The sequence below is a fragment of the Fontibacillus phaseoli genome, assembly GCF_003337355.1.
Lineage (GTDB): Bacteria > Bacillota > Bacilli > Paenibacillales > Paenibacillaceae > Fontibacillus > Fontibacillus phaseoli.
The window spans coordinates 1-26654 of the sequence record NZ_QPJW01000021.1; the positions used below are offsets into that span (position 1 = coordinate 1).

At 52.5% G+C, this 26654-nt stretch carries 20 protein-coding genes and 1 pseudogene; 8 read left to right on the forward strand and 13 right to left on the reverse strand.

Features of this window, described 5'->3' with window-relative positions:
* Positions 1 to 225 precede the first annotated feature (225 nt).
* The 3 genes and pseudogenes from DFP94_RS24560 to DFP94_RS24570 form a co-directional block, all read right to left on the reverse strand.
* Positions 226 to 1698 (reverse strand): helix-turn-helix domain-containing protein, encoded by a 1473-nt coding sequence (locus DFP94_RS24560; RefSeq protein ID WP_245955087.1) that lies wholly within the window; start codon positions 1696 to 1698, stop codon positions 226 to 228.
* Between the two features lie 225 nt (positions 1699 to 1923).
* Positions 1924 to 2820 carry an aldo/keto reductase gene (locus DFP94_RS24565; protein WP_114499107.1) on the reverse strand — a complete coding sequence of 299 codons (897 nt, stop codon included), beginning with the start codon at positions 2818 to 2820 and terminating at the stop codon, positions 1924 to 1926.
* 103 nt (positions 2821 to 2923) lie between these two features.
* A pseudogene (locus DFP94_RS24570) lies at positions 2924 to 3806 on the reverse strand (aldehyde dehydrogenase family protein).
* Positions 3807 to 3972: 166 nt separating this feature from the next.
* Between DFP94_RS24570 and DFP94_RS24575 the strand changes: the two are divergent.
* From DFP94_RS24575 to DFP94_RS24600, 6 genes are all read left to right on the forward strand, one after another.
* A complete protein-coding gene (locus tag DFP94_RS24575) occupies positions 3973 to 5574 on the forward strand; it encodes a spore germination protein (RefSeq protein ID WP_114499108.1) in 1602 nt (533 codons plus the stop codon).
* A 34-nt stretch (positions 5575 to 5608) separates the two neighbouring features.
* Positions 5609 to 6820 carry a Ger(x)C family spore germination protein gene (locus DFP94_RS24580; RefSeq protein WP_114499109.1) on the forward strand — a complete coding sequence of 404 codons (1212 nt, stop codon included), beginning with the start codon at positions 5609 to 5611 and terminating at the stop codon, positions 6818 to 6820.
* Between the two features lie 7 nt (positions 6821 to 6827).
* Entirely contained in the window at positions 6828 to 7064 is a 237-nt protein-coding gene (locus DFP94_RS24585; RefSeq protein ID WP_114499110.1) for a hypothetical protein, read from the forward strand.
* Positions 7065 to 7082: 18 nt separating this feature from the next.
* On the forward strand, positions 7083 to 8210 hold the full coding sequence (locus tag DFP94_RS24590) for a GerAB/ArcD/ProY family transporter (protein ID WP_114499111.1): 1128 nt from the start codon (positions 7083 to 7085) through the stop codon (positions 8208 to 8210).
* A 130-nt stretch (positions 8211 to 8340) separates the two neighbouring features.
* Positions 8341 to 9300: a phosphodiester glycosidase family protein gene (locus tag DFP94_RS24595; protein ID WP_245955088.1), complete on the forward strand. Its 960-nt coding sequence runs from the start codon at positions 8341 to 8343 to the stop codon at positions 9298 to 9300.
* Between the two features lies 1 nt (position 9301).
* Entirely contained in the window at positions 9302 to 10312 is a 1011-nt protein-coding gene (locus tag DFP94_RS24600; RefSeq protein ID WP_114499113.1) for a bifunctional glycosyltransferase family 2/GtrA family protein, read from the forward strand.
* A 13-nt stretch (positions 10313 to 10325) separates the two neighbouring features.
* Here the strand turns inward: DFP94_RS24600 and DFP94_RS24605 are convergent, their stop codons facing one another.
* A complete protein-coding gene (locus tag DFP94_RS24605; protein WP_114499114.1) occupies positions 10326 to 11138 on the reverse strand; it encodes an alpha/beta fold hydrolase in 813 nt (270 codons plus the stop codon).
* 253 nt (positions 11139 to 11391) lie between these two features.
* Here DFP94_RS24605 and DFP94_RS25660 point away from each other — a divergent pair, with 253 nt between their 5' ends.
* On the forward strand, positions 11392 to 11541 hold the full coding sequence (locus tag DFP94_RS25660; RefSeq protein WP_181873282.1) for a hypothetical protein: 150 nt from the start codon (positions 11392 to 11394) through the stop codon (positions 11539 to 11541).
* A gap of 114 nt (positions 11542 to 11655) precedes the next feature.
* On the opposite strand, the gene pyk is transcribed toward DFP94_RS25660, so the two are convergent.
* The 6 genes from pyk to DFP94_RS24635 all read right to left on the reverse strand — a co-directional run bounded on the left by pyk (position 11656) and on the right by DFP94_RS24635 (position 21660).
* Positions 11656 to 13077, reverse strand: coding sequence for a pyruvate kinase (gene pyk, locus DFP94_RS24610; protein ID WP_114499115.1), 1422 nt, complete (start codon positions 13075 to 13077; stop codon positions 11656 to 11658).
* Between the two features lie 119 nt (positions 13078 to 13196).
* On the reverse strand, positions 13197 to 14315 hold the full coding sequence (gene ald / locus DFP94_RS24615; RefSeq protein ID WP_114499131.1) for an alanine dehydrogenase: 1119 nt from the start codon (positions 14313 to 14315) through the stop codon (positions 13197 to 13199).
* Positions 14316 to 14471: 156 nt separating this feature from the next.
* Positions 14472 to 15158: a peptide-methionine (S)-S-oxide reductase MsrA gene (msrA, locus tag DFP94_RS24620; protein ID WP_425459278.1), complete on the reverse strand. Its 687-nt coding sequence runs from the start codon at positions 15156 to 15158 to the stop codon at positions 14472 to 14474.
* 467 nt (positions 15159 to 15625) lie between these two features.
* A complete protein-coding gene (locus tag DFP94_RS24625; protein WP_114499117.1) occupies positions 15626 to 18895 on the reverse strand; it encodes an RCC1 domain-containing protein in 3270 nt (1089 codons plus the stop codon).
* A gap of 470 nt (positions 18896 to 19365) precedes the next feature.
* A complete protein-coding gene (locus DFP94_RS24630) occupies positions 19366 to 20370 on the reverse strand; it encodes an aldo/keto reductase (protein ID WP_114499118.1) in 1005 nt (334 codons plus the stop codon).
* A gap of 204 nt (positions 20371 to 20574) precedes the next feature.
* Positions 20575 to 21660, reverse strand: a complete 1086-nt coding sequence (locus DFP94_RS24635; RefSeq protein WP_114499119.1) for a threonine aldolase family protein — start codon at positions 21658 to 21660, stop codon at positions 20575 to 20577.
* A 742-nt stretch (positions 21661 to 22402) separates the two neighbouring features.
* Here DFP94_RS24635 and DFP94_RS24640 point away from each other — a divergent pair.
* Positions 22403 to 23065: a YitT family protein gene (locus DFP94_RS24640; RefSeq protein ID WP_114499120.1), complete on the forward strand. Its 663-nt coding sequence runs from the start codon at positions 22403 to 22405 to the stop codon at positions 23063 to 23065.
* A 311-nt stretch (positions 23066 to 23376) separates the two neighbouring features.
* Here DFP94_RS24640 and DFP94_RS24645 read toward each other — a convergent pair whose 3' ends face one another.
* Genes DFP94_RS24645 through DFP94_RS24655 form a run of 3 tightly spaced genes read right to left on the reverse strand, consistent with a single transcriptional unit; the run spans position 23377 to position 26468 of the window.
* Positions 23377 to 24252, reverse strand: coding sequence for a carbohydrate ABC transporter permease (locus DFP94_RS24645; RefSeq protein ID WP_114499121.1), 876 nt, complete (start codon positions 24250 to 24252; stop codon positions 23377 to 23379).
* Complete coding sequence (locus DFP94_RS24650) at positions 24252 to 25130, reverse strand: carbohydrate ABC transporter permease (RefSeq protein ID WP_114499122.1); 879 nt, start codon at positions 25128 to 25130, stop codon at positions 24252 to 24254. The genes DFP94_RS24645 and DFP94_RS24650 overlap by 1 nt, the downstream gene beginning before the upstream one ends.
* 30 nt (positions 25131 to 25160) lie before the next feature.
* The gene (locus DFP94_RS24655) at positions 25161 to 26468 is read right to left on the reverse strand and encodes an ABC transporter substrate-binding protein (protein ID WP_114499123.1); all 1308 of its coding nucleotides are present in this window, start codon (positions 26466 to 26468) and stop codon (positions 25161 to 25163) included.
* Positions 26469 to 26654 lie beyond the last annotated feature (186 nt).

Below are 26654 nucleotides of genomic sequence, written 5' to 3' on the forward strand. Positions count from 1 at the left end.
TGGTCTTAGTGGTCAAACCCTAGGTCCCTCCACCCGCATAGCGGGTGGTTTTTTGTTTCGCACGCTTTCGCGTACTCAACTGACTAAAGTCAAAACAAAATAGGATCAGCTTATGAGCTGATCCTAAAAGTAAAGATATCCTTATCTGAATAGCTACTTACTTACCGCCCGCCCCATCCATGAAAAAATGTAGTAATTGTTGGACCAGCACTTACCACAGCAAAACTAAACATAAGCATACCCGAAACCACCCAAGACGTTTTCTTTTTCATTTTCCCACACCTTTCTACATAATTCATAGTATTCCTTGCACTGTGTTTCTGATGCATAGGGACGGTGCATTTCAAACATCGCCATGCTGTTTACCAGTATGTCTTTGCTACTTAGTTTGATGGACACATTCATGCTGTATAAAATATGTTTTAAGCCCTCCTCATACAAGCCTTTTCTGAAGTTATAGAGGGCATAATCCTGAAAAAAAACGGAGTATCGAAAAAAATAGGGGGGAACTTTCGTATCATCATCCTCTACCGCTCTTTTGGTAAACCAGTTGTCCTTACCAGTGATTCTGTATTGTTCGATTTCATTCGAGAATTTGGCAAGAACATCGTCGATATAGAACTGATGGCGATTCGCGGATTCAATTAACGTAATCAATCCCTCGACAACTTCATCCGGATGTGCTTCTAAAAAAGAGACATACTCCGGTATCTTTGAACGATTGCCGCTTTTTATATCCACGCACAGATAATTAGCTTCGGCGAACATTTGTAACAGTCGTACTTCCTCAATCCCCGCCTCATCCATTCCCTCAAACCAGCTTAAATCTGCATATTTTACAATCCATTTCCTGGACTCTTCAAACATCCCGCGAACTTCATAAGTGCCCGATTTATACAAATAAGCCTTCCCATAGTAAAAGACAAGCGGACGAACCGGATTGAAATCCGGGTCCTTCCATATCTTTCTTTCATACAATTTCCAAGCAAATTGACTTAGTTCATCCGCATAATTTTCGACTTCGTTCCAATTGAACCTAACGGCGTACACCTCGGTGAGCATTAAAAGCCCATCAAGCGTCAAAGCTTCAGGAAGACGATAGCAATACGGCAGAAACTGCAATGCTGCTTTAAACCCTTTAAGTCTGTCGGATTGATAAATCTGAAACAATCGATAATAACTCATAGCCAGCCGCTCCGAGTGATTGGATCTTTCGCTTTCAATCACGACTTCATACAAAACGGCGGCAGCTTCCTTCCATCCCTGCTTTAACATTAACTCTGCCGTTTCGAAGATGCCCACGACCTGCTTCAAATCTTCCAGCAAACGGTTCAGCACCTGCTCAATACAATCATGCCGTTTAAGTTCAGCACAACGCAGCAAGAACGGTCTAAGCCGCCGCCAGTGCGGAGTCGGTGGAACAAAACATTCATCAACATACAGATCGTAAAAGCCGCCCTCGGAAAGTCCCATGGCCGTAGTGATCAGATCCAATTGTCCTACGGAAATCAACCGATTGCCATTTAAAATGCCGCTCAGGGTCCCGACGTTCACTCCCGAAAGTTCTGCAAATTGATGAAGGGTTGTCCCTTCTTTCCTGATGTGGTCTTCCATTTCTGCGCGAATCGTGGTTGTGGAAATCAAATGGCGAATCACCCCCCCCAAACCAATTCGGCATAAACTCTGATCATCATCCAAAATCTAGCATATGATGTATTTATATGAAATTATAATCCTAAATTTTACAGTCGTCAACAAGATAAATGTAAAAATATAAGTAAAAAATAATAAGAATGTCATTCCTTAATATAATTTGAGATATTCCCTGTGAAATGTCAGCTGCTATCTATATAATTTCGTCGATTATAGTAAAAAAAGAGAGAGGAACCGAGGCTTTCACACCCGGTTCCTCCCATATATCTGTCAATCCGTTACCAATTCCGCCGCGCTTGCATTGGACTCCACCTGCGCCGGGTTTTTGCAGCCCGGAATGACCGAGGTGACCGCCGGATGGCGAAGGCACCACGCCAACGCCCACTGAGCCATGTCTACGCCCTCCGGCACTTCTTTACGGGCGATCTGCTCCACTTCTTCGAGCTTGCGCCGCGTGCTCTCCGGATCGTGGCGATGCCGCACATCGGTGTTGTCAAATACGGCTCCCGGCTTGTATTTGCCGCTTAAGTACCCGCTTGCCAGCGGTACTCTGGCCAGAACCCCGAGGTCCTGGGTCTCGCAGGAAGGAAATACCCGCTGCTCCGGAACCCGGTCCAGCCGGTTGTACACGACCTGAATCACCTCGGAGTTCACCTTGGACGAGGCCTCGGTCTGATGCAGGTTGTCGTTGCTGCCGATAGAAGTGCCAAGATGGCGAATTTTCCCGGCTTGCTTCTGCTTGTCCAGCACCGTCCACAATTCGTCGTTGTCAAAGGCCGTATCCGGCCCGGAATGGAACTGGTACAGGTCGATGTAGTCGGTTTGAAGCGCTTTTAAGGAGTCATCCAGTTGCTTGAGCACATCCTGCGCGCCATACATATCGGTCCGCGTGAACCGCTCATGAAAATGATGGCCGAACTTCGTCGCGATGATCCAATCCTCCCGTTTCCGGCGGCCGATATAGTTCCCGATAAACGATTCGGACAAATGATCGCCGTAGCACTCCGCCGTGTCGATGAGGTTGATGCCGAGTTCCTGGCCTTTGTCGAGGATAGCGTCGACTTCGTCCTGCGAAAAATTGAGGCCCCACTCCCCGCCGAACTGCCATGTTCCGATGCCGATGACGGATACGTTCAGCTCCGTTTTTCCCAATCTGCGATATTTCATTCCTGTTCCCTCCCGCTAGGTAGATGATTTAATCCTATTCGTGGATTGCTTGTTGAATCCTCCCCAAAATTGTACCACGTTCTTGGGAAGCCACAAAAAGCCGTCACTTCATAAACTTTTTGATCAGGCTGAGCTTTTTATCTGAATAGGGTGGAAAAATAAAGCCCGGGTTGATTTTGGTGGACTTTTTCAGCACGCCTTTCTTGTGGGAAAACGCCTCGAAGCTATATTTTCCATGATAGGAGCCCATCCCGGAGAAACCGACGCCGCCGAAAGGCAGATAGGGCGTTACCAAATGAAGCAACGTATCATTCACGCATCCACCGCCGAAAGACGCCCTTTCCAACACCCGACGCTCCGTCTCCTTGCTGCTTGTGAACAAATATAGCGCCAACGGCTTAGGGCGTGAGTTTCCCGACAGGCGCACTCCCCGTGAAAAAGATAACGTCAAACGGGGCTTGAATCAACGCGGAAGTGGCCTCCTTGCCGCCCTCCACGACCGTGATATAATCACCGTCAAAATTGTCGCGAATCAGCTTGGCGATCACCGCGGACACATGCGGCGTGAATTCCGACGGTTTGACGACGGCGCAATTTCCGGCAGCGATCGCGCCCACCAGCGGGTCCATAACCAGCATGAACGGATAATTGAACGGGCCGATGATCAAAGCCGATCCATACGGCTCGGAGTAAATCACGCTTTTTGAGCCAAAATGAACCAGCGGCGTCCTCACCCGCTTCAGTTTCATCCAATGCCTCAGTTTTTTTATCGTATGGCCAATGCTGTCATACATGTACCCGATTTCCGTGGAATACGACTCGAACTCCGATTTGCGCAAATCCTTATGCAGCGCCTCCATGATGTCCTTTTCATGCTTGTTGATCGCGCTCTTTAGCGTTTGGAGCTGCTTGAGCCGAAACGGTAGCGGCTTCGTTGCCCCGGAGTTGACCAAATGTTTCTGCCGTTTTGCTGCGTTCAGTACCATTTGAGGATCGATCGTTTCATTTTTTTCATGCAAAGGGATCCCTCATTTCAAATCAACTGTCTCTCGTTAAGTATACTTCAAAATAAAGTCCGAAACCGTCAAGTTTACCTTATGTTTCCTTCGGAGATAATGAGGGGATAGCCACCTGTGAGAGGAAGGACAACTTATGCGCCATCGAAGAAGAAGCAGCCACCCGGTAAGAAGCGTTGACAAGGAGAAGGAAAAGACATCCTCCAAGCCGCAATCCAATTCCTCCGATGTTTTAAGTGCCGACCTAAAAAGTAATTTGGATTACATCAGAAAGACTCTCGGCGGAAGTACGGATATTATGATCAGGGAGATTTCGCTTGACGAGAAAGACGGTCTGAAGGTTGCCGTCCTTTACACGGATGGTCTGGCGGATCAGAATACCATTACCGAATCAATCATGAAGACGCTGGCGCGTATGGTAAACTCCTCCAAGGTAGCAGGCCGGGAACAAATTCCTTCTTTCGACGGAAGTCAAATCTTAGCGGAAATCTCCCTGCAAAATAAAGAAATTCAGAATTTTAGCAAGTATAAAACGTTGTTCCATTCGTTATTGTCGGGGGACACCATTTTCCTGGTGGATGGATTCGAAGACGGGATCGCCCTGGGCACCCGAGGCTGGAAGGATCGCGGAGTAACCGAAACGTCGGTGGAAAATGTCGTCCGCGGGCCCCGGGAGGCTTTTACCGAGTCGCTGCGCACGAATACGGCCATGATTCGCCGGAAAATCAAGGATCCCAATCTTTGGCTGGAAACCCGGCAGATCGGACGCCTGACCCAGACGGACGTAGGCTTGATGTACATCAACGGCATCGCCAACGAGAAAATCGTTCAGGAAGCACGGGATCGGCTGGATCGCATAGATATTGGCAGCATTTTGGAGAGCGGTTATATTGAGGAAGCTATTCAGGATGAAACCATGACGCCCTTTCCGACCATTTTTAATACGGAACGTCCAGATGTAATCGCAGCGGAACTGCTGGAAGGCAAGATCGCCATTCTCGTGGACGGCACCCCGTTTGTTCTCGTCATGCCGGCTCTCTTTGTCTCATTCCTGCATGCGGCCGAGGACTATTACCAGCGCTCGGATATCAGCAGTTTCCTCCGCATGCTGCGTTACCTCAGCATCTTCATTTCCTTGTTGGGACCTTCGCTGTACATTGCGGTATCCACGTTTCATCAGGAAATGCTGCCGACCCAGCTCTTGTTCGGGCTGGCCGCCCAGCGGGAACAAATCCCTTTTCCCGCCTTCGTGGAAGCCGTCCTGATGGAGGTTACCTTCGAAATCCTGCGGGAAGCCGGGTTGCGCCTGCCCAAAAACATCGGCTCCGCGATTTCCATTGTAGGAACGCTGGTCATCGGACAGGCTGCCGTGGAAGCCGGAATTATTTCTGCCGCCATGGTTATCGTAGTAGCCATTACGGCCATATCCAGCTTTGTCCTGCCGGCCTTCAATATGTCGATCGCCTTTCGGATGCTGCGGTTTCCTTTGATGGCGCTTGCCGGTTCCTTCGGCCTGTACGGCATCTTCATCGGGGCTACTACCCTTATTCTGCATTTATGCAGTCTCCGTTCGTTCGGGGTCCCGTACATGGCGCCTTTTGCACCTTTAATACCTGACGATCAAAAAGACGCGGTGTTGCGCCTGCCTCAATGGATGCTGATGACCCGCCCTCGATTAATAAACAAGGATAATGTAACACGCAGAAAGAGTACGCCTCCTCAAAAATCGAGGAAATAATGAATGCGACAAATTGGAAAGCGAGTGAAACTTGATGAAACGGATATTGGGACTGCTTTTGCTCACTCTTGCCGCATCTTTCCTTTTGAGCGGTTGCTGGAACCGCAGGGAGTTGAACGAACTGGGAATCGCGGTTGCCGCCGGGGTGGACAAGGTCGGCGACAAATACCGGCTGTCCGTCCAGATCGCCATTCCGGGACAGGTCGCTTCCAAGAAAGTCGGCAGCCCCCAGGCACCGGCCACCTTGTTTACGTCGGAAGGCGATACCCTTTTTGAAGCGGCAAGGAGAATGTCTCAGTCCAGCCCGCGGAAAATTTATTTTGCCCATTTACGGATGTTTATCATTGGCGAGTCGCTGGCCCGGCAGGGAATAGCCGAGGTGCTGGATCTGCTGTTCAGGGACCACGAATTCCGCACCGATTTCTACTTCGCGGTTTCGAAAGAGAACACCGCGGAGGAAACCCTGAAAATTATGACGCCAATAGAGACCATACCGGCCAATAAACTGTTTACCTCTCTCCAGACCTCGGAAAAAATCTGGTCGCCCACCAAAGCGGTCACCCTGGACGAATTGATCAACGATCTTTCCAGTAAAGGAAAACACCCGGTCCTGACGGGACTTGAGATTAGGGGAGACAAAAATATCGGCGAAAAAAAAATCAACGTGGAAAATATTTATACTCCAAGCCACCTGGTTTATTCCGGCTTTGCCGTTTTCAAATCGGACCGATTGATCGGTTGGTTAAACGAAAAGGAAAGCCGCGGGTACAGGCTCATCTTAGGCGACGTGAAAAGCTCCGTGAACCATGTGAAGTGCCGGGATCAAGGAAAAGTAGTCCTGGAGACGCTGCGTACCAGCGCAAAAGTGAAAGGAAGCATGGTTAAATCCCGGCCCCATATCAATATCAGGTTTAGCGCAGAAGGAAACGTCGGTTCCGTAGAGTGCAGCGGGCTGGATTTGACCAAACCGGAGACGATCCAAAAGTTGGAAACCGAAATGGAGCAGATGACGGTCCGACTCATAGAGACCGTGATTCAAAAAGTGCAAACCGAGTATAAGGTCGATATTTTCGGTTTCGGGGAAGCCATCCGCCGCTCGAACCCGAAGGCTTGGAAATCGATGAAGGAAGATTGGGACGAGCGTTACTTTCCGAATCTCCCCGTTCATATCCAGGTGGATTACCATATCCGTCGGACGGGGACGATCAGTGATTCTTTTCTTAATGAAATCAGGGAAACGAGGTAATCCCGAGATGAATGTTGCGTTGATTCTGATGACGGCCGCGCTGGTCGTCTGGTTAGAGCTTCCCCGGATGCTCCGGGAGAGAGAGCAGAGGGAATTGTGGGGATTCTCGGTGTTATTGCTGCTGGGCGTTGGCATCAGCCTGACCCAAACCTTCATCAGCGACATTCCGACGCCCTTGATTTTGGTGGCAAGCCTCTTAAAGCCGTTCAGCGATTTTCTTACGGCCATCGGTTTAATTCAGTAAAAGAAAGGAGCGGAAATTATGCCGAATGTAAAAATATCGTTACGCCAGCTCACCATTATAACGGCCCTGTTTATGATCGGCACCGCTATTTTGATCGTTCCCTCCGCGCTGGCGGTCAAGGCGAAACAAGATGCCTGGATAGCCGCCCTGATCGGAATAGGCATAGGCAGTCTGATATTGGCATTGCAGTTGCTATTGTCCCGGCTCTATCCCGATATGAACCTGGTCCAAATATCCGAAAAGCTGCTCGGTAAGTGGCTCGGCAAAAGCGTTTGTTTTCTGCTGCTTCTCATCCTGTTCCTGGGCGGACCTGTAGCGGTGCTGCAGGAGATCGGTACCTTCCTTACGGTCCAAATAATGCCGGAAACCCCGATTCAGGCGATTATCATCCTGTTTGGCGCCATCGTGCTGATGGGCGTGCGTTTAGGCCTGGAGGTACTTGCCCGCTCCGCGGAACTGCTATTTCCCTGGTTCCTCCTTCTGTTTCTTTCCTTGTCCATTTTATTGTTCTCTCAAGTCAAATGGGAGAACGCGCTGCCCATCCTGGAACAAGGACCAGGCCCGCTCATTCCGGCCGTGTGCTCCTTCATCAGTATCGTATACCTGCCGAATATGATTCTGTTGATGATCTTCCCGGCTTCCGTCAATCGGCAGTCCGAGGCTAACAAGGCCGTATTCATCGGCAGCCTGATAGGCTCTTTAATACTATTGCTAATCGTTATCTTATCCATACTGGTGCTAGGTCCCACGATTACCGAAAAAACGATGTATCCCAGCTATTTGCTGGCCCAAAAAATTAACATCGGCAATTTTCTGCAGCGCATCGAAGTCATCATGGCTGTGATGTGGTTCATTACCCTGTTTTTTCGCATCTCCTTCTACTTTTACGCGACGGTGGCCGGTTACTGCCAAATCTTTAATATCAAAAACATTCAGCCGCTAGTAATTCCTTTGGGCTGGATTTTAACCACCCTGGCCGTCTTTATTTATCCCAACGTGATGTTCGAACACAACTGGGAAGCAAGAACCTGGACCCCCTTTTCCTTCATCTTCGGACTTCTTTTTCCTCTGCTGCTGCTCGGTCTCCACGGAATACGCAAAATACGATCGAAAGGGGCCCCCAAGAAATCCCGCTTTCCTGAATGAAATATTCACCCTGCCTTCAACCAACCTTCAGTTCACTTTCAGCTACTCCAAGTAACATGATGGCATGAACAGGCCGCTTTCCTTACGGAAGGAAGCCGGGCAGCCCTTGGTTAAAGGAGTGAGCGAGATCGTGAGACGACAAAAAAACAAAAGACGCAAACTATATGTCATCCTGTTCCTGGCGATTCTGGGGGTAGGGGCAATTATATACGGGCTTGCCGACCGGTATTTAATTGAACACGTGGAGATCGTGGTTGAGGATCAAGGCGGCACGGAAACCAACCCGGACGCGGGGAGCACCGGCAGCGCGGGCGGAACCTCGGCTCAGGCCGAATCCGATAACTGGAGTTATAACAGCGATGCTATTCAAATCCAAATCGATCCGGTGCAGACCGGCTCAGGGTCGGACCGGATTACTTACTTTGTAGCCGACGTCACTTTAAAAAATGCTGCGAGCCTGCTTTCGGCCTTCGCCGACAACAGCTTCGGGCGAAACATTACCAAGAACACCTCGGACATTGCCGCCGATCATGGGGCCATCTTCGCCATCAATGGCGATTATTACGGTTTCCGGTCAGACGGCGTCATTATCCGGAACGGTACGCTATACCGTGACGAGCCTGCAAGAACCGCGCTTGCGCTGCTGGATGACGGGACGATGAAGTCCTACGAGGAAACCGAAACCGACTCCGGCTCCCTCCTGGCCGAAGGAGTCACCCAAACGTTGTCGTTCGGGCCTGTCCTGATCAAAGACGACGAAGTTCAGGGGAATTTCGACCATATCAAAGTCGACTCCAACTTCGGCAACCGCTCGATTCAAGACGCCAATCCGCGAACGGGCATCGGCATGGTCGCCCCGAACCATTATGTTTTCGTAGTGGTCGACGGACGAAAATCCGGGTACAGCCGGGGCATGACCCTGGACGAATTCGCCCAGGTATTTGCCGATCTGGGTTGCACCGAAGCGTATAATCTGGATGGCGGCGGCTCTTCGACGATGTATTTTATGGGCCGCGTCGTGAACAATCCCCAAGGTAAAAACCGCGAGCGCGGAGTCAGCGACATCCTCTACTTAAAAGAGGTGGAATAAGATGACGATCCTTATTCCGGCCTATGAGCCCGATGAGCGTCTGCTTCAGCTGATTTCGCAGTTACGGAAGAAATGCTTAACAAATATTTTGATTGTGGATGATGGGAGCGGCGATGCTTACCGCCCTATCTTTAATCTGGCGGAAGCCGCAGGCTGCACGGTGCTGCGGCATGATACCAATATGGGAAAAGGTCGCGCACTTAAGACAGGCTTCCGGCATTTGCTGCAGGCGGACACGCCGGAGGCCGTCATCTGTGCGGACAGTGACGGGCAGCATCTGCCTTCCGATATTTTACTGGTGAGCGAAATATTGATGAAGGAAGGAACCGGAGTCGTATTGGGCAGCCGCCGGTTCACCGGTAAAGTTCCGGCGCGCAGCCGTTTCGGCAATGTGGTGACACGGGCGGTATACGCTTTTACGACCGGGAGCAAAATTTTCGATACGCAAACCGGACTCCGCGGTTATTTTCCCAGCATGCTGCATTGGCTGTGCGAAATCCCGGGCGACCGTTTCGAATATGAGATGAATCTGCTGTTGGCCGCCCAGAAGGAAGGGATTTCCGTCCGGGAAGTCTTCATCGATACGGTGTATCTGGATGAGAACAAGTCCTCGCACTTCCGGCCGCTGGCCGATTCCCTGCGGGTGTACCTTCCGATCCTGCTGTTCAGCGCTTCCTCGTTGATCTCGGCACTGCTGGATTTCGTACTGCTCCTCCTCCTCCAGCACCTCGGCGGAAATCTGCTGCTTTCCGTCGCCGGGGCGCGGCTGTGCAGTTCCATCATCAACTATGCGATGAACCGGAATGTCGTGTTCCGCAAGCCCTCCGGGGCAGCGGTCTCCCGTTCGCTGCCGAAATACTTTACCCTTGTTCTACTCATCCTGCTATTGAACTATGGGTTCATGTATGCCTATCATACCGCTGCGGGAATCCCGCTGATTCTCTCCAAGCTGTTGACCGAGGCCACGCTCTTTGTGTTCAGCTACTGGGCTCAACGCAAATATGTGTACTAGGGATAGGACCCTCCTATCCCTCTATGAATTCCATCAGCTCTTTATTAAACTTGTCGCGTTCCTCATAGAACAAACTGTGGCCGCTGAACTCGAACCAGACGAGCTTGGCGTCCGGGATGCCTTCTTTTTGCGCCACGGCCAGTTCTGGATAACAGACCTTATCATGAATGCCGTGCAGAATCAGCGTAGGTACGCAAATCTTACCCAGGTCCGAGAACAGCTCCTCATCCCGGAAGGAAATCGCCACTTTAGCGGTGGCATAGCCTGCTGCCGGAAGTCCGATATCAAAGAACCAATCCCCCAGCGCATTCGATATATTTTGAAAAAAGAACAGTTCCTTCAGTCCCCGCAGCATATTGGGCCGGTCATTTAAGGTCTGATTCACGAGTTGTGTTACGTTTTCTTTCGGCATCCCGTAAGGAAAATTCGGTCTGCGCGTCAAACTCGGCGCCGCCGCGGCAAAAAGCGCCAGCTTGGATACTCCATGCCCCTGATGACGAGCCATATAACGGATGACCGTCGCCCCTCCGTAAGAATGCCCCGCCAATGTAAAATTCCTCAGTCCAAGCGCATCAATCACGCCCTTCACATCGTCCGCCATCCGGTCCAGGTTATACCCTTCCCACGGCTTATCGGATTTGCCGTAACCTCGGGTATCCATCGCTATGCACCGGTACCCTTTTCCGGGCAACACATTGAACTGATATTCGTAAGCTTGATGGCTCAGCGGCCACCCATGGACAAACAGGATGGTTTTGTTTCCTCCCGGGTTTATATCCTCAACATAAATTCTCACGCCCGGCTCAACCTGCACATAGTATCCCATTGTAGAATCCTCCGTTTTTCATTGATATCCCATCAAAACAAAATACGCAGGCGCAAGGAAATAGGTGAATACCCATGGGCCCCCCCGTTGAATCGGGCAAAAATAAGAAGAGTAGACAACATAGCATAATCCCGCAAGACAAAATTGCCAGATAAGTTCGACACGGTTCGATACGGTTTCCTCGGCCCATTTTTCGCTCGTTGCCTATGACTTGTCTTCCGGGATAAAGGAAGTCGACGGGAGTGCTAGTTACATGTACGAGTTGGAATTCGGCATTGTCGGAACCAGCAAGGGAAGCGTCTCGGTCTGGAATCTGGACGCGCTGAAAGTGCAGATTCCAGGCCAGCATCCGGTCGCTTCCGAGATGTATGTCCTGAACCCATCGTTTCCTATCCTTTCCTAGCAAGAAGAAAGAAGCCTCCTGACTCCCGGTGAGTTAAGAGGCTTCTTCCTAGTTAAAGGATAGCAAGCAGTCAGATACCGTTTGACGTTCGGATTTGATGCGGATTGCTCAGATTTATGGCTTAACCTGCTGAATCTGAATCAGATTCGTCGTCCCTGCCTGTCCGAGCGGCAGCCCGGCGGAAAGCACCACGGTATCTCCGGGAGTTACATATCCTGTCTTAAGCGCACTTTGAATGGCCGACTCAAACATTTCATCCGTGGTGGACACGGATTCTCCCTGAAACGGAAATACCCCGGAGAGCAGGCATACTTTAGGCAGGACGTGCCGGTCATGCGTAATCGCCAAAATCGGCGCTTTCGGGCGGTACTTGGATACCATCCGCGCCGTAAATCCGCTCTCCGTGGAAGTGATGATCGCTCTGGCATCCAACTCCAAAGCGGCGCTGACTGCGCTCTGGCTGATGACTTCCGTAATGTCGGTAGCGTGTTGCGCTCTTTTCCGGTAAAATTGCTCCCGGTAATCGATCATTTCTTCCGCCTGATGCGCCACTCTGGCCATCGTCTGGACGGATTGGACCGGATATTTGCCGGCGGCGGACTCGCCCGACAACATGACGACATCCGCCCCTTGGATGACGGCGTTATATACGTCGCTGACTTCGGCGCGGGTCGGACGCGGATTCACCTGCATCGACTCCAGCATATGCGTGGCAACGATCACCGGCTTGCCGGCCAGGTTGCACTTGTCGATCATTTCCTTCTGCATCATCGGGACATTTTCGACCGGAACCTCCACCCCGAGGTCGCCGCGAGCCACCATAATGCCGTCCGAAGCTTCGAGGATATCGTCCAGATGCTCAATACCTTCCTCATTTTCAATCTTCGAAACGATCTGCACATAGCCTGCGCCGCGCTCCTCCAAAATCCGGCGAACTTCGCGGATATCGTCGCCTTTTCTCACAAACGACACCGCGATCATCTCGATATCATGCTCCAGGCCAAAATCAATATGACGGATGTCCCGCTCCGTCACGCCCGGCAGCGTCGTCTTAATGCCCGGCAAATTGACCCCCTTGTGGGGTTTGAGCGCGCCTCCGCTAATAATCCGGCAGGTGATCTCCGTGTCCGTTGAAGAGATGACGCGCAGCTCCACCAGGCCGTCATCAATCAAAATCCGGTCATTCTCATGAACGACCTGAGGCATTTCATGATAATTGACCGAAATCCGGGTGCAATCGCCCTCGATCTCTTCTGTAGTCAAAACAATTTCCTCGCCTGCAATCAATTGGCAGGAGGCTTCTTTTAGCTTACCGATTCGTACCTCCGGCCCTTTAATATCCATCATGATCGGAATAAACGTATCGAGTTCGCTGGCCGCCTGCCGGACATTTGCAATTCGCCGCGCATGCTCCTCGGGTTCCCCATGGGCCATATTCAGCCGTCCGACGGTCATACCCGCCCGAATCATTTCTTTCAACGTCTCCGCCTGGTCACACGCCGGTCCCAATGTACAAATGATCTTCGTCCGCAACATGAAATGAAATCCCTCCTTGTTCGATTGGTACTGGCGATGGTGTCTGTGATATATAGATGGTTTCCTAAAGATACTGCTTGTCGAATGTCACTAAGGATGCTCGGCTCAGGCTCTACGTCTTATTTTTCCAGCAAAGCGAAAATGTCGGCGGCGTCCAACCCCTGTGCTTCCGCCACGGCTGGATAGGTGATCATACCGTCCATTACATTGATTCCTTTCGCTAAAGCCCGGTTGTCGAGCGCCGCCTTACGGCAGCCTTTTGCGGCGATTTGGAGGCCGTAAGGAGTAGTAACATTGGTCAGCGCGATGGTAGAAGTGCGCGCGACCGCCCCGGGCATGTTGGCGACCGCGTAATGAATGACGCCGTGCTTTTCGTAGACGGGTTGATCATGCGTTGTAATCCGGTCGATTGTTGCAATCGACCCGCCTTGATCGATCGCCACATCGACGATGACCGAACCGGGGGACATGCTCTTGACCATGTCCTCCGTCACGAGCCGCGGCGCCCGCGCGCCGGGAATCAGCACGGCTCCCACCAGCAAATCGGCCCGGCGCACGGCTGCAGCAATATTGAACGGGTTGGAGATGAGCGTTTTGACCCGGCCCTGGAACAGTTCATCGATTTCGCGCAGCCTTTCCGCGCTCAAATCGATGATCGTCACTTCCGCGCCCAGGCCGACGGCCATCCGGGCCGCGTTGGTTCCGACAATCCCGCCGCCGATCACCGTCACTTTTCCCGGCTCCACCCCGGGCACGCCCCCAAGCAACAGACCTTTACCGCCGTGGGCTTTTTCCAGAAAATGCGCCCCGATCTGGATCGACATCCGCCCCGCTACTTCGCTCATCGGCATCAACAGCGGCAGGCGCCCGTCATTCAGTTGAATCGTCTCGTAGGCGACCGCTGTCACTCCCTGCCGAACAAGCGCCTGCGTCAACTCCGGTTCGGGGGCCAAATGCAAGTAGGTGAACAAAATCAAGCCTTCCCTAAAGAACGCGAACTCCTCCGGTACCGGCTCTTTCACCTTGACCACCATCTCTGCCGACCAGGCCTCCGCAGCGGTCATTACGATCTCCGCCCCGGCAGCAGAATAGTCTTCATCCGTAAACCCGATCCCCCGCCCGGCCCCGGTCTCCACCATTACCCGATGCCCGGCATGCACGTAAGACACCACCGTGCCAGGTGTCATTCCCACCCGGTATTCATTGTTCTTCTTTTCCATTGGCACCCCAATAATCACTTGCGACACCGTCCCTTTAATCTCAGACTAGTTCCACACTTCCTTATTACCCGAATACCCCATATCCCTCTCATTTTGCATGTATTCAGTATATTCCGGCGCCGCTGCACATGATTGCCAAAACTAGGGTTCCCGCGAAAGAATGACGTTATCCGGTCACCACCGGATTTTCCCGATGAGTTCCGATAGTCGTGTCCGCTCCGCAGCACCCATCGGCCAACGCTCAAGCTCACGTCTGATCCGTTCCATACTGGTGTAACCCTTCGCCAACCCGTTTAATCTCGCCGCAATCGTCGAACCTTCGAGTTCCTGCGGCTTGGGATACAACTGCCTCAACTTTTCTATCGCATCAGGAAATCGTTTCAGGTAATATTTCTGATGCCTCTCCTCAGCAGTATAAAAAACAGTGTACGGTGCAATTTCCGTCTCCGGCTCGTTATGGCCGTTTTCTATGCGCTGACTGATATTTTTTTGGATGGCCAGCTTCTGCTCCCGATTATGAAACAGCAACAGGGACAAGTACTGGCGCCCCTTGTATCCATTAATATTCACCGGGTTATGGTTGCCCCAGAATACCTCCAAAATTTGCTCGTAAGAAATTTGTCCGGGATCGTAATCCACCTGTACCGTTTCCGAGTGATCCCCCATCCGGCGGTAATCCGGCTTTTCCGTCGATCCCCCGGCGTAACCGGTCCGGGTACGGAGCACTCCCGGAAGTTGGCCGAACAAGGCCTCCGGCGACCAGAAGCATCCCATCCCTAACGTGGCCGTATGCCACTCCGCTTCCGGAACGAAGGAAGTCGGATTCGCTGATTTTGCTGATATTGCTGATATTGTTGGGATTGCCGAGTCTGCTGGACTGGTGTGCGGTAAATTAAAAGTAACTGAGTCAGTGGGACCGATCTGCTGTTGCAGTAAAGATTGGAGTTGCGGGTTTTGTGCCTGTGACACTTGTGGCTGTAATCGCGTTTTTGGGTTTGATTGAGATTGTGGCTGTGATTGTAGCTGTGATTGGGGCTGTGATTGCGATTTCTCGGGCATATCTCTCTTCATTAACTGGAAAACCTCCCGTTAATTTAGGCAAAATCCACGTTTTCATGTGATTAAATGGAAAACCTACAGTTAATTTTGCGATTTTTTGCTTATTTTATATATGACGCAAAAATTAGATGGAGGTTTTCCGGTTAATTCTCTGGAACCGGCCAATAGCAAAAAAATAACTGGAGAAAATCCAGTTACTTTCGCCGATTGCTATAAATGAAAGACAACCGAACGCCGATATCAAGCGTTCGGTTGTCTTCTTTGCTTCGTTAGTCGATCCGCAGTTTGAAACGGAGCAGCATCGTTACGGCTTCCGCCCGGGTGAGCTGCGCCTTCGGCCGCAGCAGAGCGCGGTCGTCGCCGATCAGCAGCTCCTCCGCGACCAGTTGCCGATAAGCTTCGGCAGCCCAAGGTAGAACCGCCTCCCGGTCACCGTACGGGAGCAGCGGATCGGCATCGGCCGAAATCGCGACCGGCTGACGACCCGGAACGGCCAACCAGGCGCGCGCGAGGAAGACCGCCGTCTCGGAGCGCGTAATTTGCTGATGAGGACGGAAGGTTCCGTCCTCGTAGCCCTCGATCAGGCCGGCCTCCATGGCCAGGCTAATCGCGCCGCTGGCCCAAGCGGGCCATGCCTGACGGTCCGCCGCCGCAGCGGCCGGGCTCGCCAATGCCAATGCCGATGTCGCCGTTGCAGCGCCGGCATCATCGCCCAGCCCGAGCAGCCGCACGAGCAGCGCGGCGAACTCGGCTCTCGTCACGCCGGCGTCCGGCCGGAACGTCCGGTCCGGATAACCGGTGACGAGGCCTTCGCGCACGGCGCGCCCGATGTCGGCCTCGGCCCAATGGCCGGCCGTGTCGGTGAAGACGGATCCCGCCGACGGCGGGCCGTCTTCCGGCCCTCCCGCGGCGCCCGGTTCCCCGGTGCCCGGACCGGAGCCGCCGCTGCCCGGACCCACCCCCGTTTCGGGGGTGTCAGGTCCGGCATTCTGCCCCGGGACAACGCCCGGTCCCGAACCGGAACTCGGGTTCGTGCCGGTTCCGGGGCCCGGATTTATCCCGGTTCCCGGATTCGTGCCCGGTTCAGAACCGGTCCCCGGGTCCGGCGGAGCGGCTTGCACCTTAAGGTCCGCCGTAGCCGATATCCCTTCGTAAGCAGCCCTGATTACTGTGCTGCCAGGCGAAACTCCGGTGACTAGGCCGCTTGCGTTAATGGTTGCCAGCGCTGGATCGGTCACCGTCAGCACGCTGTCCCGCGTAACCGGAACTACGTCGCCGTTGGAGTACGTGGCCTTCACTTCACTTTGCACCGTTCTCCCGGCAACCACTTCATAAGAGGTCGCCCCAAACTCCAGGCCCACCAAAAGCGGCGTAAATTCAATCACGAGCGGCTTAGCCATGAGAGCTCCCTCTTTCAAAGCGGTTACCGTCGCCAACCCAGAAGTGGACGAACTTAAGCTCGCAGTGTAAATACCATAGACGCCCTCGGTGACCGTGCTCAATTGCCCCAAGTCGCTTTCAAATACTAAAGCGCCGCCGCTCTCCGTCAGCGCATTGCCCAAAGCATCGTAAACCTGCAGCGTAACCGTCGCCACGCTGTTGCCATCCGCAGGCAGCCGCGTAACGTCGGCACTCAGGATCGAGTGCGCGCTATCCGGAGACCCCGCCGTGAATTTCACCTTCGCCTCCAGCCCGAAAGGCTGGCCGTTCAAGACAGCTTGCACCGTGGATGCTCCCGTCCGCCGCGAAGCAAGTTCCGCCTCATAAACGCCGAACGACGTCTCCGTTACCGGACCGACGTCCCCGAGCGAGGCGTCAAAAGACACGGCGCCTCCGCTACGCGTCAAGGCGTTGCCGAAGCGGTCCCGCAGCTCCAGCTTCAGCTTGACGGAGCTGCTCCCGTCCGCGATCGCCGTGCTCGGCGCCGCGATGAGCGAAGACTTCTCCGCAGCGGGAGCTGCGGAAGTAATGTCCCAGGCCAGCTTGCCGGGCACAGCCAACCCGTTAATCTTGGCGGACACTGTCACGCTTCCGAGTCCGTAAGGCTCCAACTCCACGGTGAATTTGCCGTCCCCGGTATAGGTAACCGGACCAAGCACGCCCGGACCATCGGCGACCATCTCTACTGTGTCGGTTCCGACCGTAACGGGGTTGCCCCAGTAATCCGCCAGCTGCAAGGTTACTTCCGCCTTTTCCCCAATCGGCGACGAACCTGTAGCTCCTCCGGTCCAATAAGTACCCGACAAATTAGCCAGCGTAATTTGGGACAGCTTCGGCAGAGCCTCTTCCGAACGGTTGCCGCCAATCTGGTTAAAGTTGTTGCCGCCCACGGCCCAGATCGATCCGTCCGTTTTCAGAACCGACGTATGCATGCTCCCTGCCACAACCTGTACGAATCCTTCGACACGGCTCACCCCGTCTTCCGTCTCAAGCACCGGTTTCGGCACCGGGGAGTTCGAAGCATTCTGGTCCCTGCCGAGCTGGTACTTCAAGTCTCCGTAAATATCAGTATTGCCTCCCCAAGTCCAAAGGCAGCCGTCTCCTCGCAAAGCCGCGGAATGAAGCAACCCGGCGCCGATCGCCGTTACGTCCCCGAAGGGGCCTCCATTTTCGTCCAGCACGGGCTGCGCCCGGCTTTGCATGTTGTAATGGCCAAGGCCCAGTTCCCCCGTTGAATTATACCCCCAGGACCACAATGTACCGTCATCCTTGACCGCCAAGGAGTGATAGCCTGCTGCCGCCAACTGGGTAACATGATCCAGCGGCGAACCGTCATTGACGGTTACGTCGACCGGATAGCTCCGGGAGGTCCCAGTCCCATCCCCGAGCTGCCGGTTCTGATTGGCCCCCCAAGCCATAACCCGTCCGGTTTTCGTCAAGGCAAGCGAGTGAAACTGCCCGGCCTGAACCTTCTTAATATCGGTCAGATAAGTATTTGCCGCAGTTTTCACCTGAACGGGCAACTTCGCATAATTCATATTCCCCGATGTTCCGTCCCCGACCATCCCATTGAAATTAAACCCCCAAGCCCAAACCGTCCCATCCTTGGCCAAAGCCAGCGAATGCGCGTCTCCCGAAGAAATTTGCGCAATCTCGGGAAGGCCCTCAACCTTTTCCGCGTACGTGGACCAATACCCATCCGTATCTCTTCCAAGCTCCTCGTTAAGGTCGGCGCCCCAAGTCCAGACGGTTCCATCCTTCTTCAGCGCGACGGAAAACTGGGCTCCGGCAGCCAGTGCGGTCACATCGCTCAGCAAGGATGTTTTTCCGCCAACCTGCTGATACACCGGCATCGCAAAGTTAAAAGATTGTGTCGAGCCGATACCCAATTGCCCTGTATAATTGACTCCCCAGGCTCGTACCGTCCCATCGCTCAGCAGCACCAGCATATGGTCCGTTCCCGACGCAAGGAACACCGGTTTCAAAGAAGATACGTCCTTCATCTCTGCACGCACCGGGCTTAATGGCGCCATCAGGGCCACGGTTGTACTGAACAGCGCCGCAGCCAAGGCCAGTTTGAACATCCTTTTCCATTTCACGAGGCCATCCTCCCTTCTCCTCCTTGATTTCCATCCCTTCTATTGTAAAAATCCGCCCGAATCCTGTAACCTAACTAAAGTTAACAAAGCGCGAAAAAGGGAGTATTACGGCGCAGAAAAAAGACCGCCGGAGTCCGGCAGCCTAATTTTCTATTATTGAATTTGTCCGCGATAAAAGCGCAAGAAGAGCTATTGCTATAGTTATTGTTTCATCCGCCTTCACGCCCAACTCCGTATTAATATTTGGACTAGAGCGCCACACACTTTGACCTAACGGACACCAGGGACGCTAAAATGCCTAAATTTGCTCTCTTTGAATTCTAACGGACACCAGCGACCTTAATCCTGCCGAAACGCCACCTTTTGTGACCATTATGATAGAATAGCGTCTCCTGTGTCCGTTAGGATTTCTGCGGAGCAAAGAAAACGGGTTGATTCCCTGATTTCTTTGGTTCCATTAATTTACTTGTTCACCAAGGAATATCCCCGATCCCGCGCATGACGTCGTCGATTTCCCGCAGTTCCTCCGCAGTTAATGGCGGCTGGTGGACGGCCGCGGCGTTTTCTTCGATTTGGCTCACCCGGCTGGCGCCGATGATCACGGAAGTGACGCCTCCGTCCCGCAAAGCCCAGGTTAACGCCATCTGTGCAAGGCTTTGTCCCCGGCGTTCGGCGATCGCCTCCAGCTTGCGGAATTTACCGATCCGCTCCGCCGTGACGGCCTCCGGCTTCAAGGACCGAGCTTTGGACTCGGACTCTTCCTCCAGTTTGCGGACATATTTATTTGTCAATTGTCCCCGGCCTAACGGGCAAAAGGCTACCGAACCCGCCCCCTCTTCCCGGAGAACTTCCTGCAACCCCTGTTCAATCCACCGGTTTAGCATCGAGTAATTCGGCTGGTGCACCAAGAGTGGCGTTCCGAGTTGCTTCAATATTTCCGCCGCCCGCTTGGTGTCTTCAGGGCCGTAATTGGACAGCCCCACATACAGCGCCTTCCCGGCTTTCACGGCTTGCGCAAGCGCACCCATCGACTCCTCCAGAGGAGTATCCGGGTCCGGACGGTGATGGTAGAAAATATCCACGTAATCCAGTCCCATCCGCATCAGGCTTTGATCCAGGCTGGAGAGAAGGTTTTTGCGCGATCCCCATTCCCCGTACGGCCCGGGCCACATGTAATAGCCTGCTTTCGTGGTGATCAGAAGCTCATCCCGGTAAGGCCGCAGATCCTTTTTCATCACCTGCCCGAAGGTTTCTTCCGCCGATCCGGCCGGTGGTCCATAGTTATTGGCGAGATCGAAATGGGTAATTCCGAGATCGAATGCGGTCGTGATCATCGCCCGGGAATTCTCAAAAGGCTTGTCGCCACCGAAATTTTGCCACAACCCCAGCGATATCGCCGGAAGTTTGATGCCGCTTTTACCGCAGCGGTTGTAAATCATTTGCTCGTAACGCTTGTCATCCGCATAATACGGCATATATATCAACCTGCCTTTTTTATGTCATAAAATAAGAGGGCCCCTCTCTTTCGAGAATGATTATATGCCAAGACCATTAGAATATGGAATGACCGCATGTAACTTTTACATGTCATAATGTAATATGAATTTATTGAAACTCTCCGAAATCAACAAAAAAGACAACCCCTTAGTTCCCCAAGAGGTCATCCTTTCTCCATTCCCCTAAATCTCGCGCAGCTTCGCGTCCAGCATCTCGAACATGGCATCCTGCCCATTTTGGGGTACATGGCGATACATATCTCCGACGCTAAGTTCGAAATAGCTTGTTCCCCCGTCAAAATCTCTCAGATTCCCGGTGATGCCGATCCCGTATTCCTCGCAAAGCGATATTAACACCGGCTCTACCTTGTCTTTCGGAGCTTCGAAGTGGACGTGAAACATATTGGATACGGGCACGACGGGCCGGGTAGCTATACCGTGGCACCGGTTGAACCGTTCGGCGAGCACGATGGCATCACGGTAGTATTGATCCATTTTGCCGATCCGCTCTTTGAAATAGTACCCGCTGGTCAAGATATACGGATACAGACTGATCAGATCGCCGCCATGCCGTCTTTTCCACACTTTTGACTTTTCGGTGAAGGCCGCTTCCCCCGCCAGGATCGCTCCGGCAATCCCGCCGATCGTTTTATAGAAGGAAATATAGACACTATCGAACAATGCGCAGACCTCTGCGGCCGTTTTTTGATAAAAGGGTAAAATTTCGTACAATCGCGCGCCGTCCAGGTGCAGCTTGATGCCTTTCTCCCGGCAGTAAACAGAGATCGCTTCAAGTTCCCGGAATTCGGGCAATTGCCCGCCGATTTCTCGCTGCGGCAACTCCAACAGCAGGCAGGCGATATCCTCCTCCAGATTTGTAACGTCTTCCAGCGTGATTAAACGGCTCTTATCGGCAAGCAATACCGGCTTAATGCCATGCAGTTCCTTCAGGCCGTCCTCTTCATGGATTTCCAAATGGCATAACGGATGATACGCCACTTGCGGGAGATTTTTGTCGTCGCACCAGATTCTTAGGGCAATTTGCTGCGCCATCGTACCGCTTGGAAAAAAAACCGCCGTATCCTTCCCCAAATAGCTCGCCATCTCCTGCTGGAACTCTTCAATGATCCAGCCTTTGCCGTAAGCATCGCTCTCCGTTGTTCCATCGGCTTGCTCCAATACTGTCTTCAACACTTCTCTCGGACCCTGGCCCGACAGGCGGTAAGCAGTCCGGTTAAATGTTTCCGCTAGGGTTTTTTGATCGCTCATCGTATTCTGCTCCTTTTCCTTCTCCCGTTTCCCTTTCCCGCTTTGTGCCGGGAGCCGTACAACACTCCTATTCTATCACTTCCTCAGCCAATCGTAACAATTTCGCACCGCTGTGCCTGCTCCATAAATCGCCCCATGCTCGAAATTTCCCCCGGCAGCTTTTCTTTATTAGCCTGTAGAAAATCCGGGATAAGCCTACTTGAGGTGATTCGATTTTGTCCCGCCAGACTTCCCTCCGCGCGCTTAAAGTAATTGTGATGAAATGACCGTATCGGGGGCCGCCAGTATATAAATCACTTGAATCAACCGGTCGCGAACGTGGTGCGGTAGCGATGGAAGAGAAGCCGGGCAGGCAATATTGCTCGGACCCTATCGTTGCGATATCGTTGGGCGGATGACCAACGGTTTTTTGGGTCAGCGAAATTCTAACGGACACAGGGGACGTTATTGGCCCGAAATCCAGGACTTTATAAATCTAACGGACACAGGAGACCTTAATCTCCTCGTTTGGCACCAAATCGAAGCAAATTACTTCCGATAAGGGTTCTGGTGTCCGTTAGATTCGAAAAGCAGCCATTTTGGATAGTTTAAGGGCTCTCATGTCCGCGAGAAATCAAGAGCCGCCGGAGTAGATTCTCCAGAGAATGGCATTCCGGCCTACTGACAAGCATACAATTTGGAGAAGAAGGACAGGGTGATCTGACGGAACCCGGCCTTTCCCCTATACTCCTTAAAGGACGCGATGCTTGTGAATCTCTTATCTAGCAGAACGAAGGCCTATCTTTTTCGTCGATCCTGTCTGAAAGCATCTCTAATTATCGCCGGTTCCGTCATCCAGGGATTCGGCATGGGCGTATTTCTGTTTCCGCATGCCATCCCTCCCGGCGGGGCCGGAGGACTCGCATTGCTGCTGAACCACTGGTTTTCCTTCCCCATGAGCATCGGCTTCTGGCTGATGAACTTTCTGTTTCTTTTGACTGCGATCCCGTTTCTCGGAACGGTCAGCACCGTCGGCACGATCGGCGTAATCACAACCACTTCGGTGTCCGTTAATATCTTCGGCGTTTACTTCAACAGCCCTCTCGGCAATGTCTGGTTCGATCTGCTGGCCGGTTCGGTTTTGCTCGGGATCGGCATCGCCGTTCTTTTAACCCAGCGTTTCTCCAACGGAGGCATCGGATTTGCGGCGCTTGCCTTGTCCAGGCAAAAGCATTTTGATCCGGGCAAAACGCTCTTCTGGATGAACGGGGCGATTTTTATCCTCACAGCCTGCGTCATTGACTGGATGATTATTATTCAGGCCCTTCTTTGCCAATGGATCTCCACCAGCATCGTGAGCTGGCTATACAGCACCTCCTTTCCGGCAAGACCCCTTTATGCCTGGCGCGGAAAAAGAGACCGCTAAACCCGGAACCGGCTTGGTAAAAAAGATCCTGAGTCTGCAACCGTCTCCGTATTCAGTGCAACTTTCCGGCAATAGGCAACATCAGCGACCTTGGCTTGAGTCTCTTCCTGTAATTCGGCACCACTACAACCTCCAGCACCCTAATTAGCTTCTATAACCTTCGATTTAATGCTAGCTACGCCAGCCCCGAGTCGTGATTGAATTTTGTCCAATGACAATGAAAAGAGAGATGAGAGAGAACTCGACGAACAACAAACAAGCTGCCCCAGGATCATTCCACCTGGAGCAGCTATTTTGGCGCGAAAAACAGTTCAGCCCTTCACCGCGCCTTCGGCGATGCCGGCGAAAATGTATTTCTGCAGCAGCAGATAAATTACGATGGTCGGCAGCAGCACGATGAGAATCGCCGCGGACAGCTGGCCGAAATCCGAGGACCGCTGGCCGACGAAGGTCATCAGTGCCGTCGACAGCGTATGCAGCCCTTTCGAAGGCATGTACAGGTACGGAATGTACATGTCGTTCATGATATCCACCGCTTTGATGATTGCCAGCGTGGCCGAAGCCGGCAGCAGCAGCGGGAAGATAATCTTCCGGAAAATCGTGGTATACGTTGCTCCGTCGATCATGGCGCTCTCATCGAGCTGGCTGGAAATTTTTTCGATGAATTGCAGGAAAATAAAGATTTGCAGCAGATCGGTTCCCGCATAGATCAAGAGCGGAGCAAAGATCGTGTCGTACAGCCCCATCGATTTGATGATCTGAAAGCGGGAGACCTCCGTCGTATAAAACGGAATGACCATCGCGACCATGAACATAGCCATGATGGCTTTTTTCAGCTTGAAATTAAACCGGTTCAAAATATAGGCGGTCATGGAACCCAACACCGTATTCAGAATGACGCTGACCACCACGAGAACTGCGGTGTTGCGGAATCCGACGAGCATATTTCCCGTCTCGAACGCCGTCTTCAAATTGCCGAACTGCCAGGACTCGGGAAGCGACAAAGGCGACGTCTTCATCAACTCGGGACCCGTCTTGAACGCGGTGAACACATTGATCAGGATCGGGAACAGGACGATCAGGCTGATCAAGCCGAACAGCAAGTAGATTCCTAAAGTGGTCCACCATTTTTGCCCAACCGAAGGCCGGTAGCCCGTGGCGACGGGAGTTGCCGGAGCGGTCTTCATCAGTTGTCCTCCTTCCCGCCGAACAGCTTGCCTTGAAGCTGGGTGAAGATGATGATCATCAGCATCAGCATGACGGCTAGCGCCGAAGCAAGCCCGTAGTTGTTGTATTTAAACGCCGATTGGATCGTATACACGGTAAACGTGGTACTGGCCGTCCCCGGACCGCCCTGGGTCATCAGGAACGGGATGTCGAACACCTGAAGCGCTCCGCGCACATTCAGGAACAGTACGATTTCGATGACCCGGCTGATGCCCGGCACCGTAATGTATCTGAATTTCTGGAAGCCGTTGGCTCCGTCGATGGTAGCCGCTTCATAGAGATCGTAAGGCACCGACTGCAGCCCGGCCAGGAACAGGATGACGTGGAACCCGCTGAACCGCCAGAGCGATACGGCCACCAGCGAATAGTTGACGACGCCGGGATCGCTGAGCCAATTCTGGATCAGACCTTCAAGCCCGACCAAATCCAGCAACGCATTAAACGGCCCGTTGATCGGGTTATACAGATAGCTGAAAATATAGGCCACGGCAACGCCGTTCAGGATATAAGGCATAAACACCATGGACCGGAAAAAGCGGCTGGCCCGGATTTTGTTGTTCAGCAGAACCGCAATCGAAATTTCAAGCGGAATAAATACCAGGTGCATAATGAAATAAAGCAAATTGTTTCCGAGTGCTTCCCAAACCCCGTCGGTCTGAAAGGCGGCGATGTAATTTTTGAAGCCGACGTAATTGAACGTCTTAGAAATCCCGTTCCAGTCGGTCAAGCTGAATTGAAACAGCTTGACCGTAGGATACAGGAGGAACAGCATCAGCAGGCCGACCGGTATGATTAAAAAGCCGAATATGACAAGTTTCTTCTGTAAGTTGTAGTTCATCTCATCCACGTCCCTCCAAGCAGCGGCAGGCTATTTATTTTTTCTGGCTTCGGTCCACTTGGCGTTCAAATCTTTCACGATTTCATCCACCGATTTGCCGGCCATCATTTCTTGCCCAAGCGCCTTCACGTCCAGTTGGATCGCGTTGGACAATTCGGTGTAAGCCGCGTCGCCCGGAATGTACATAAATTTCTCAGGCTGGTGCGAGGCATAGAACGTCTTCAGGAATGGAACATCAGACTCCACGCCCTCAAAGGCGGTATCGAGCTGTGCGCCGTTCAGATATTCCTTGTAAACTTCCGGCGAATAGAACCATTCCATGAAAGCTTTAGCTTCTTCTTGATGCTTGGAAGAACTGCTGATTCCGTAAAAATGATCCGTAAACATCATCAGTTTGAGCGGCGTATCCTCGGTTTGGCGGTACGGCATCGGGAAGGCGGCCAAATCGTCCAGGTTTCCGGCTTTGGATTCATAAGTAGGCACGAACCAAAGGCCGGAAGCCATCACGGCAGCCTGCTTGGAAATGAACAGGTCGTTGGCCTGGTCGGCGCCGATTCCGAGCGGGTCGGGGCCCATCACGCCGGCGTTATACATTTCGGCAATTTGCGTATAGCCTTGATAGAATGGGGTTCCTTCTCCGAATGGAGCGTCTTCCTTGGCAAGATCGCTCAAGTAGCTCTCCTTATCGGAGATGATGTGCGGCAGAAACTCGTTGAACGGATAGTCAGGCCAGGCATCTTTTCCGCCCATTGCGTAAGGAATGTATTTGCCGTTGTCTTTGATTTTTTTGAGCAGATCCATGAACTGCGGCCAGGTTGTAGGCACTTGCAGGTTCAATTCCTCGAACACGCTAGGGTGGTAGTACACCAGTTCAGGGAAGGACACCGAAGGAATCGCCAGGATTTTGCCGTCCACGGCGTAGTTTTTGGCATAGATGTTTTTTGATACGACGCCGAGGTCGTCGAGCGGAATGAGCTGCTCTTTAAAATCGGCCAGCCAGTTCGGCTTCAGCTCGATCAGGTCCGGAAGCGCGTCGCCGCCAGCTCTGACCTTGATGGCCTGCAAATAATCGCTGTCGCTTTTAAAAGATTCCACTTCCACTTTTACATTGGGATTCACGCTGCCGTATTCCTTCACTTTGTCGGTTAAAAAGGTAATAAAATCGTTATTGGAATCCCACATCGCCAGCTTCAAAGTGACCTTTTCCGCTTTCGCTCCGCTGTTTGCGGTGCCGCCGTTCTCTTCCGCCGATTTGCCGGAGCCGCCGGAGCAACCCGATAAAGCCGTCAGGACCAGCGTGCAGATGAGCAGCAGGGTTGCCCATTTTTTTGTTCTCATACTATGACCTCCCGTGAATTTAGTAGTAACCTGGCCTCGGTTCGGCGGATGAAAGCGCCGTCATTCAAGGGCGTTTCACATCGCTCAGGTTCTTTTCATGGTTCATTATAGCTAGGATGGATGCGCTTTCACTTGTTTCTTTTTATCCTTTTTTTCTCTCTTTCTATTCACTTTCGTTTGTGGCGC

Bases quoted from the DNA above. Each gene is read 5' to 3' on its own strand.
- DFP94_RS24565 (WP_114499107.1), bottom strand. From the start codon at position 2,820: ATGAAATATCGCAGATTGGGAAAAACGGAGCTGAACGTATCCGTCATC.
- DFP94_RS24575 (WP_114499108.1), top strand. From the start codon at position 3,973: ATGCGCCATCGAAGAAGAAGCAGCCACCCGGTAAGAAGCGTTGACAAG.
- DFP94_RS24580 (WP_114499109.1), top strand. From the start codon at position 5,609: ATGAAACGGATATTGGGACTGCTTTTGCTCACTCTTGCCGCATCTTTC.
- DFP94_RS24585 (WP_114499110.1), top strand. From the start codon at position 6,828: ATGAATGTTGCGTTGATTCTGATGACGGCCGCGCTGGTCGTCTGGTTA.
- DFP94_RS24590 (WP_114499111.1), top strand. From the start codon at position 7,083: ATGCCGAATGTAAAAATATCGTTACGCCAGCTCACCATTATAACGGCC.
- DFP94_RS24600 (WP_114499113.1), top strand. From the start codon at position 9,302: ATGACGATCCTTATTCCGGCCTATGAGCCCGATGAGCGTCTGCTTCAG.
- DFP94_RS24605 (WP_114499114.1), bottom strand. From the start codon at position 11,138: ATGGGATACTATGTGCAGGTTGAGCCGGGCGTGAGAATTTATGTTGAG.
- DFP94_RS25660 (WP_181873282.1), top strand. From the start codon at position 11,392: ATGTACGAGTTGGAATTCGGCATTGTCGGAACCAGCAAGGGAAGCGTC.
- pyk (WP_114499115.1), bottom strand. From the start codon at position 13,077: ATGTTGCGGACGAAGATCATTTGTACATTGGGACCGGCGTGTGACCAG.
- DFP94_RS24630 (WP_114499118.1), bottom strand. From the start codon at position 20,370: ATGCCGTATTATGCGGATGACAAGCGTTACGAGCAAATGATTTACAAC.
- DFP94_RS24635 (WP_114499119.1), bottom strand. From the start codon at position 21,660: ATGAGCGATCAAAAAACCCTAGCGGAAACATTTAACCGGACTGCTTAC.
- DFP94_RS24640 (WP_114499120.1), top strand. From the start codon at position 22,403: ATGCTTGTGAATCTCTTATCTAGCAGAACGAAGGCCTATCTTTTTCGT.
- DFP94_RS24645 (WP_114499121.1), bottom strand. From the start codon at position 24,252: ATGAAGACCGCTCCGGCAACTCCCGTCGCCACGGGCTACCGGCCTTCG.
- DFP94_RS24650 (WP_114499122.1), bottom strand. From the start codon at position 25,130: ATGAACTACAACTTACAGAAGAAACTTGTCATATTCGGCTTTTTAATC.
- DFP94_RS24655 (WP_114499123.1), bottom strand. From the start codon at position 26,468: ATGAGAACAAAAAAATGGGCAACCCTGCTGCTCATCTGCACGCTGGTC.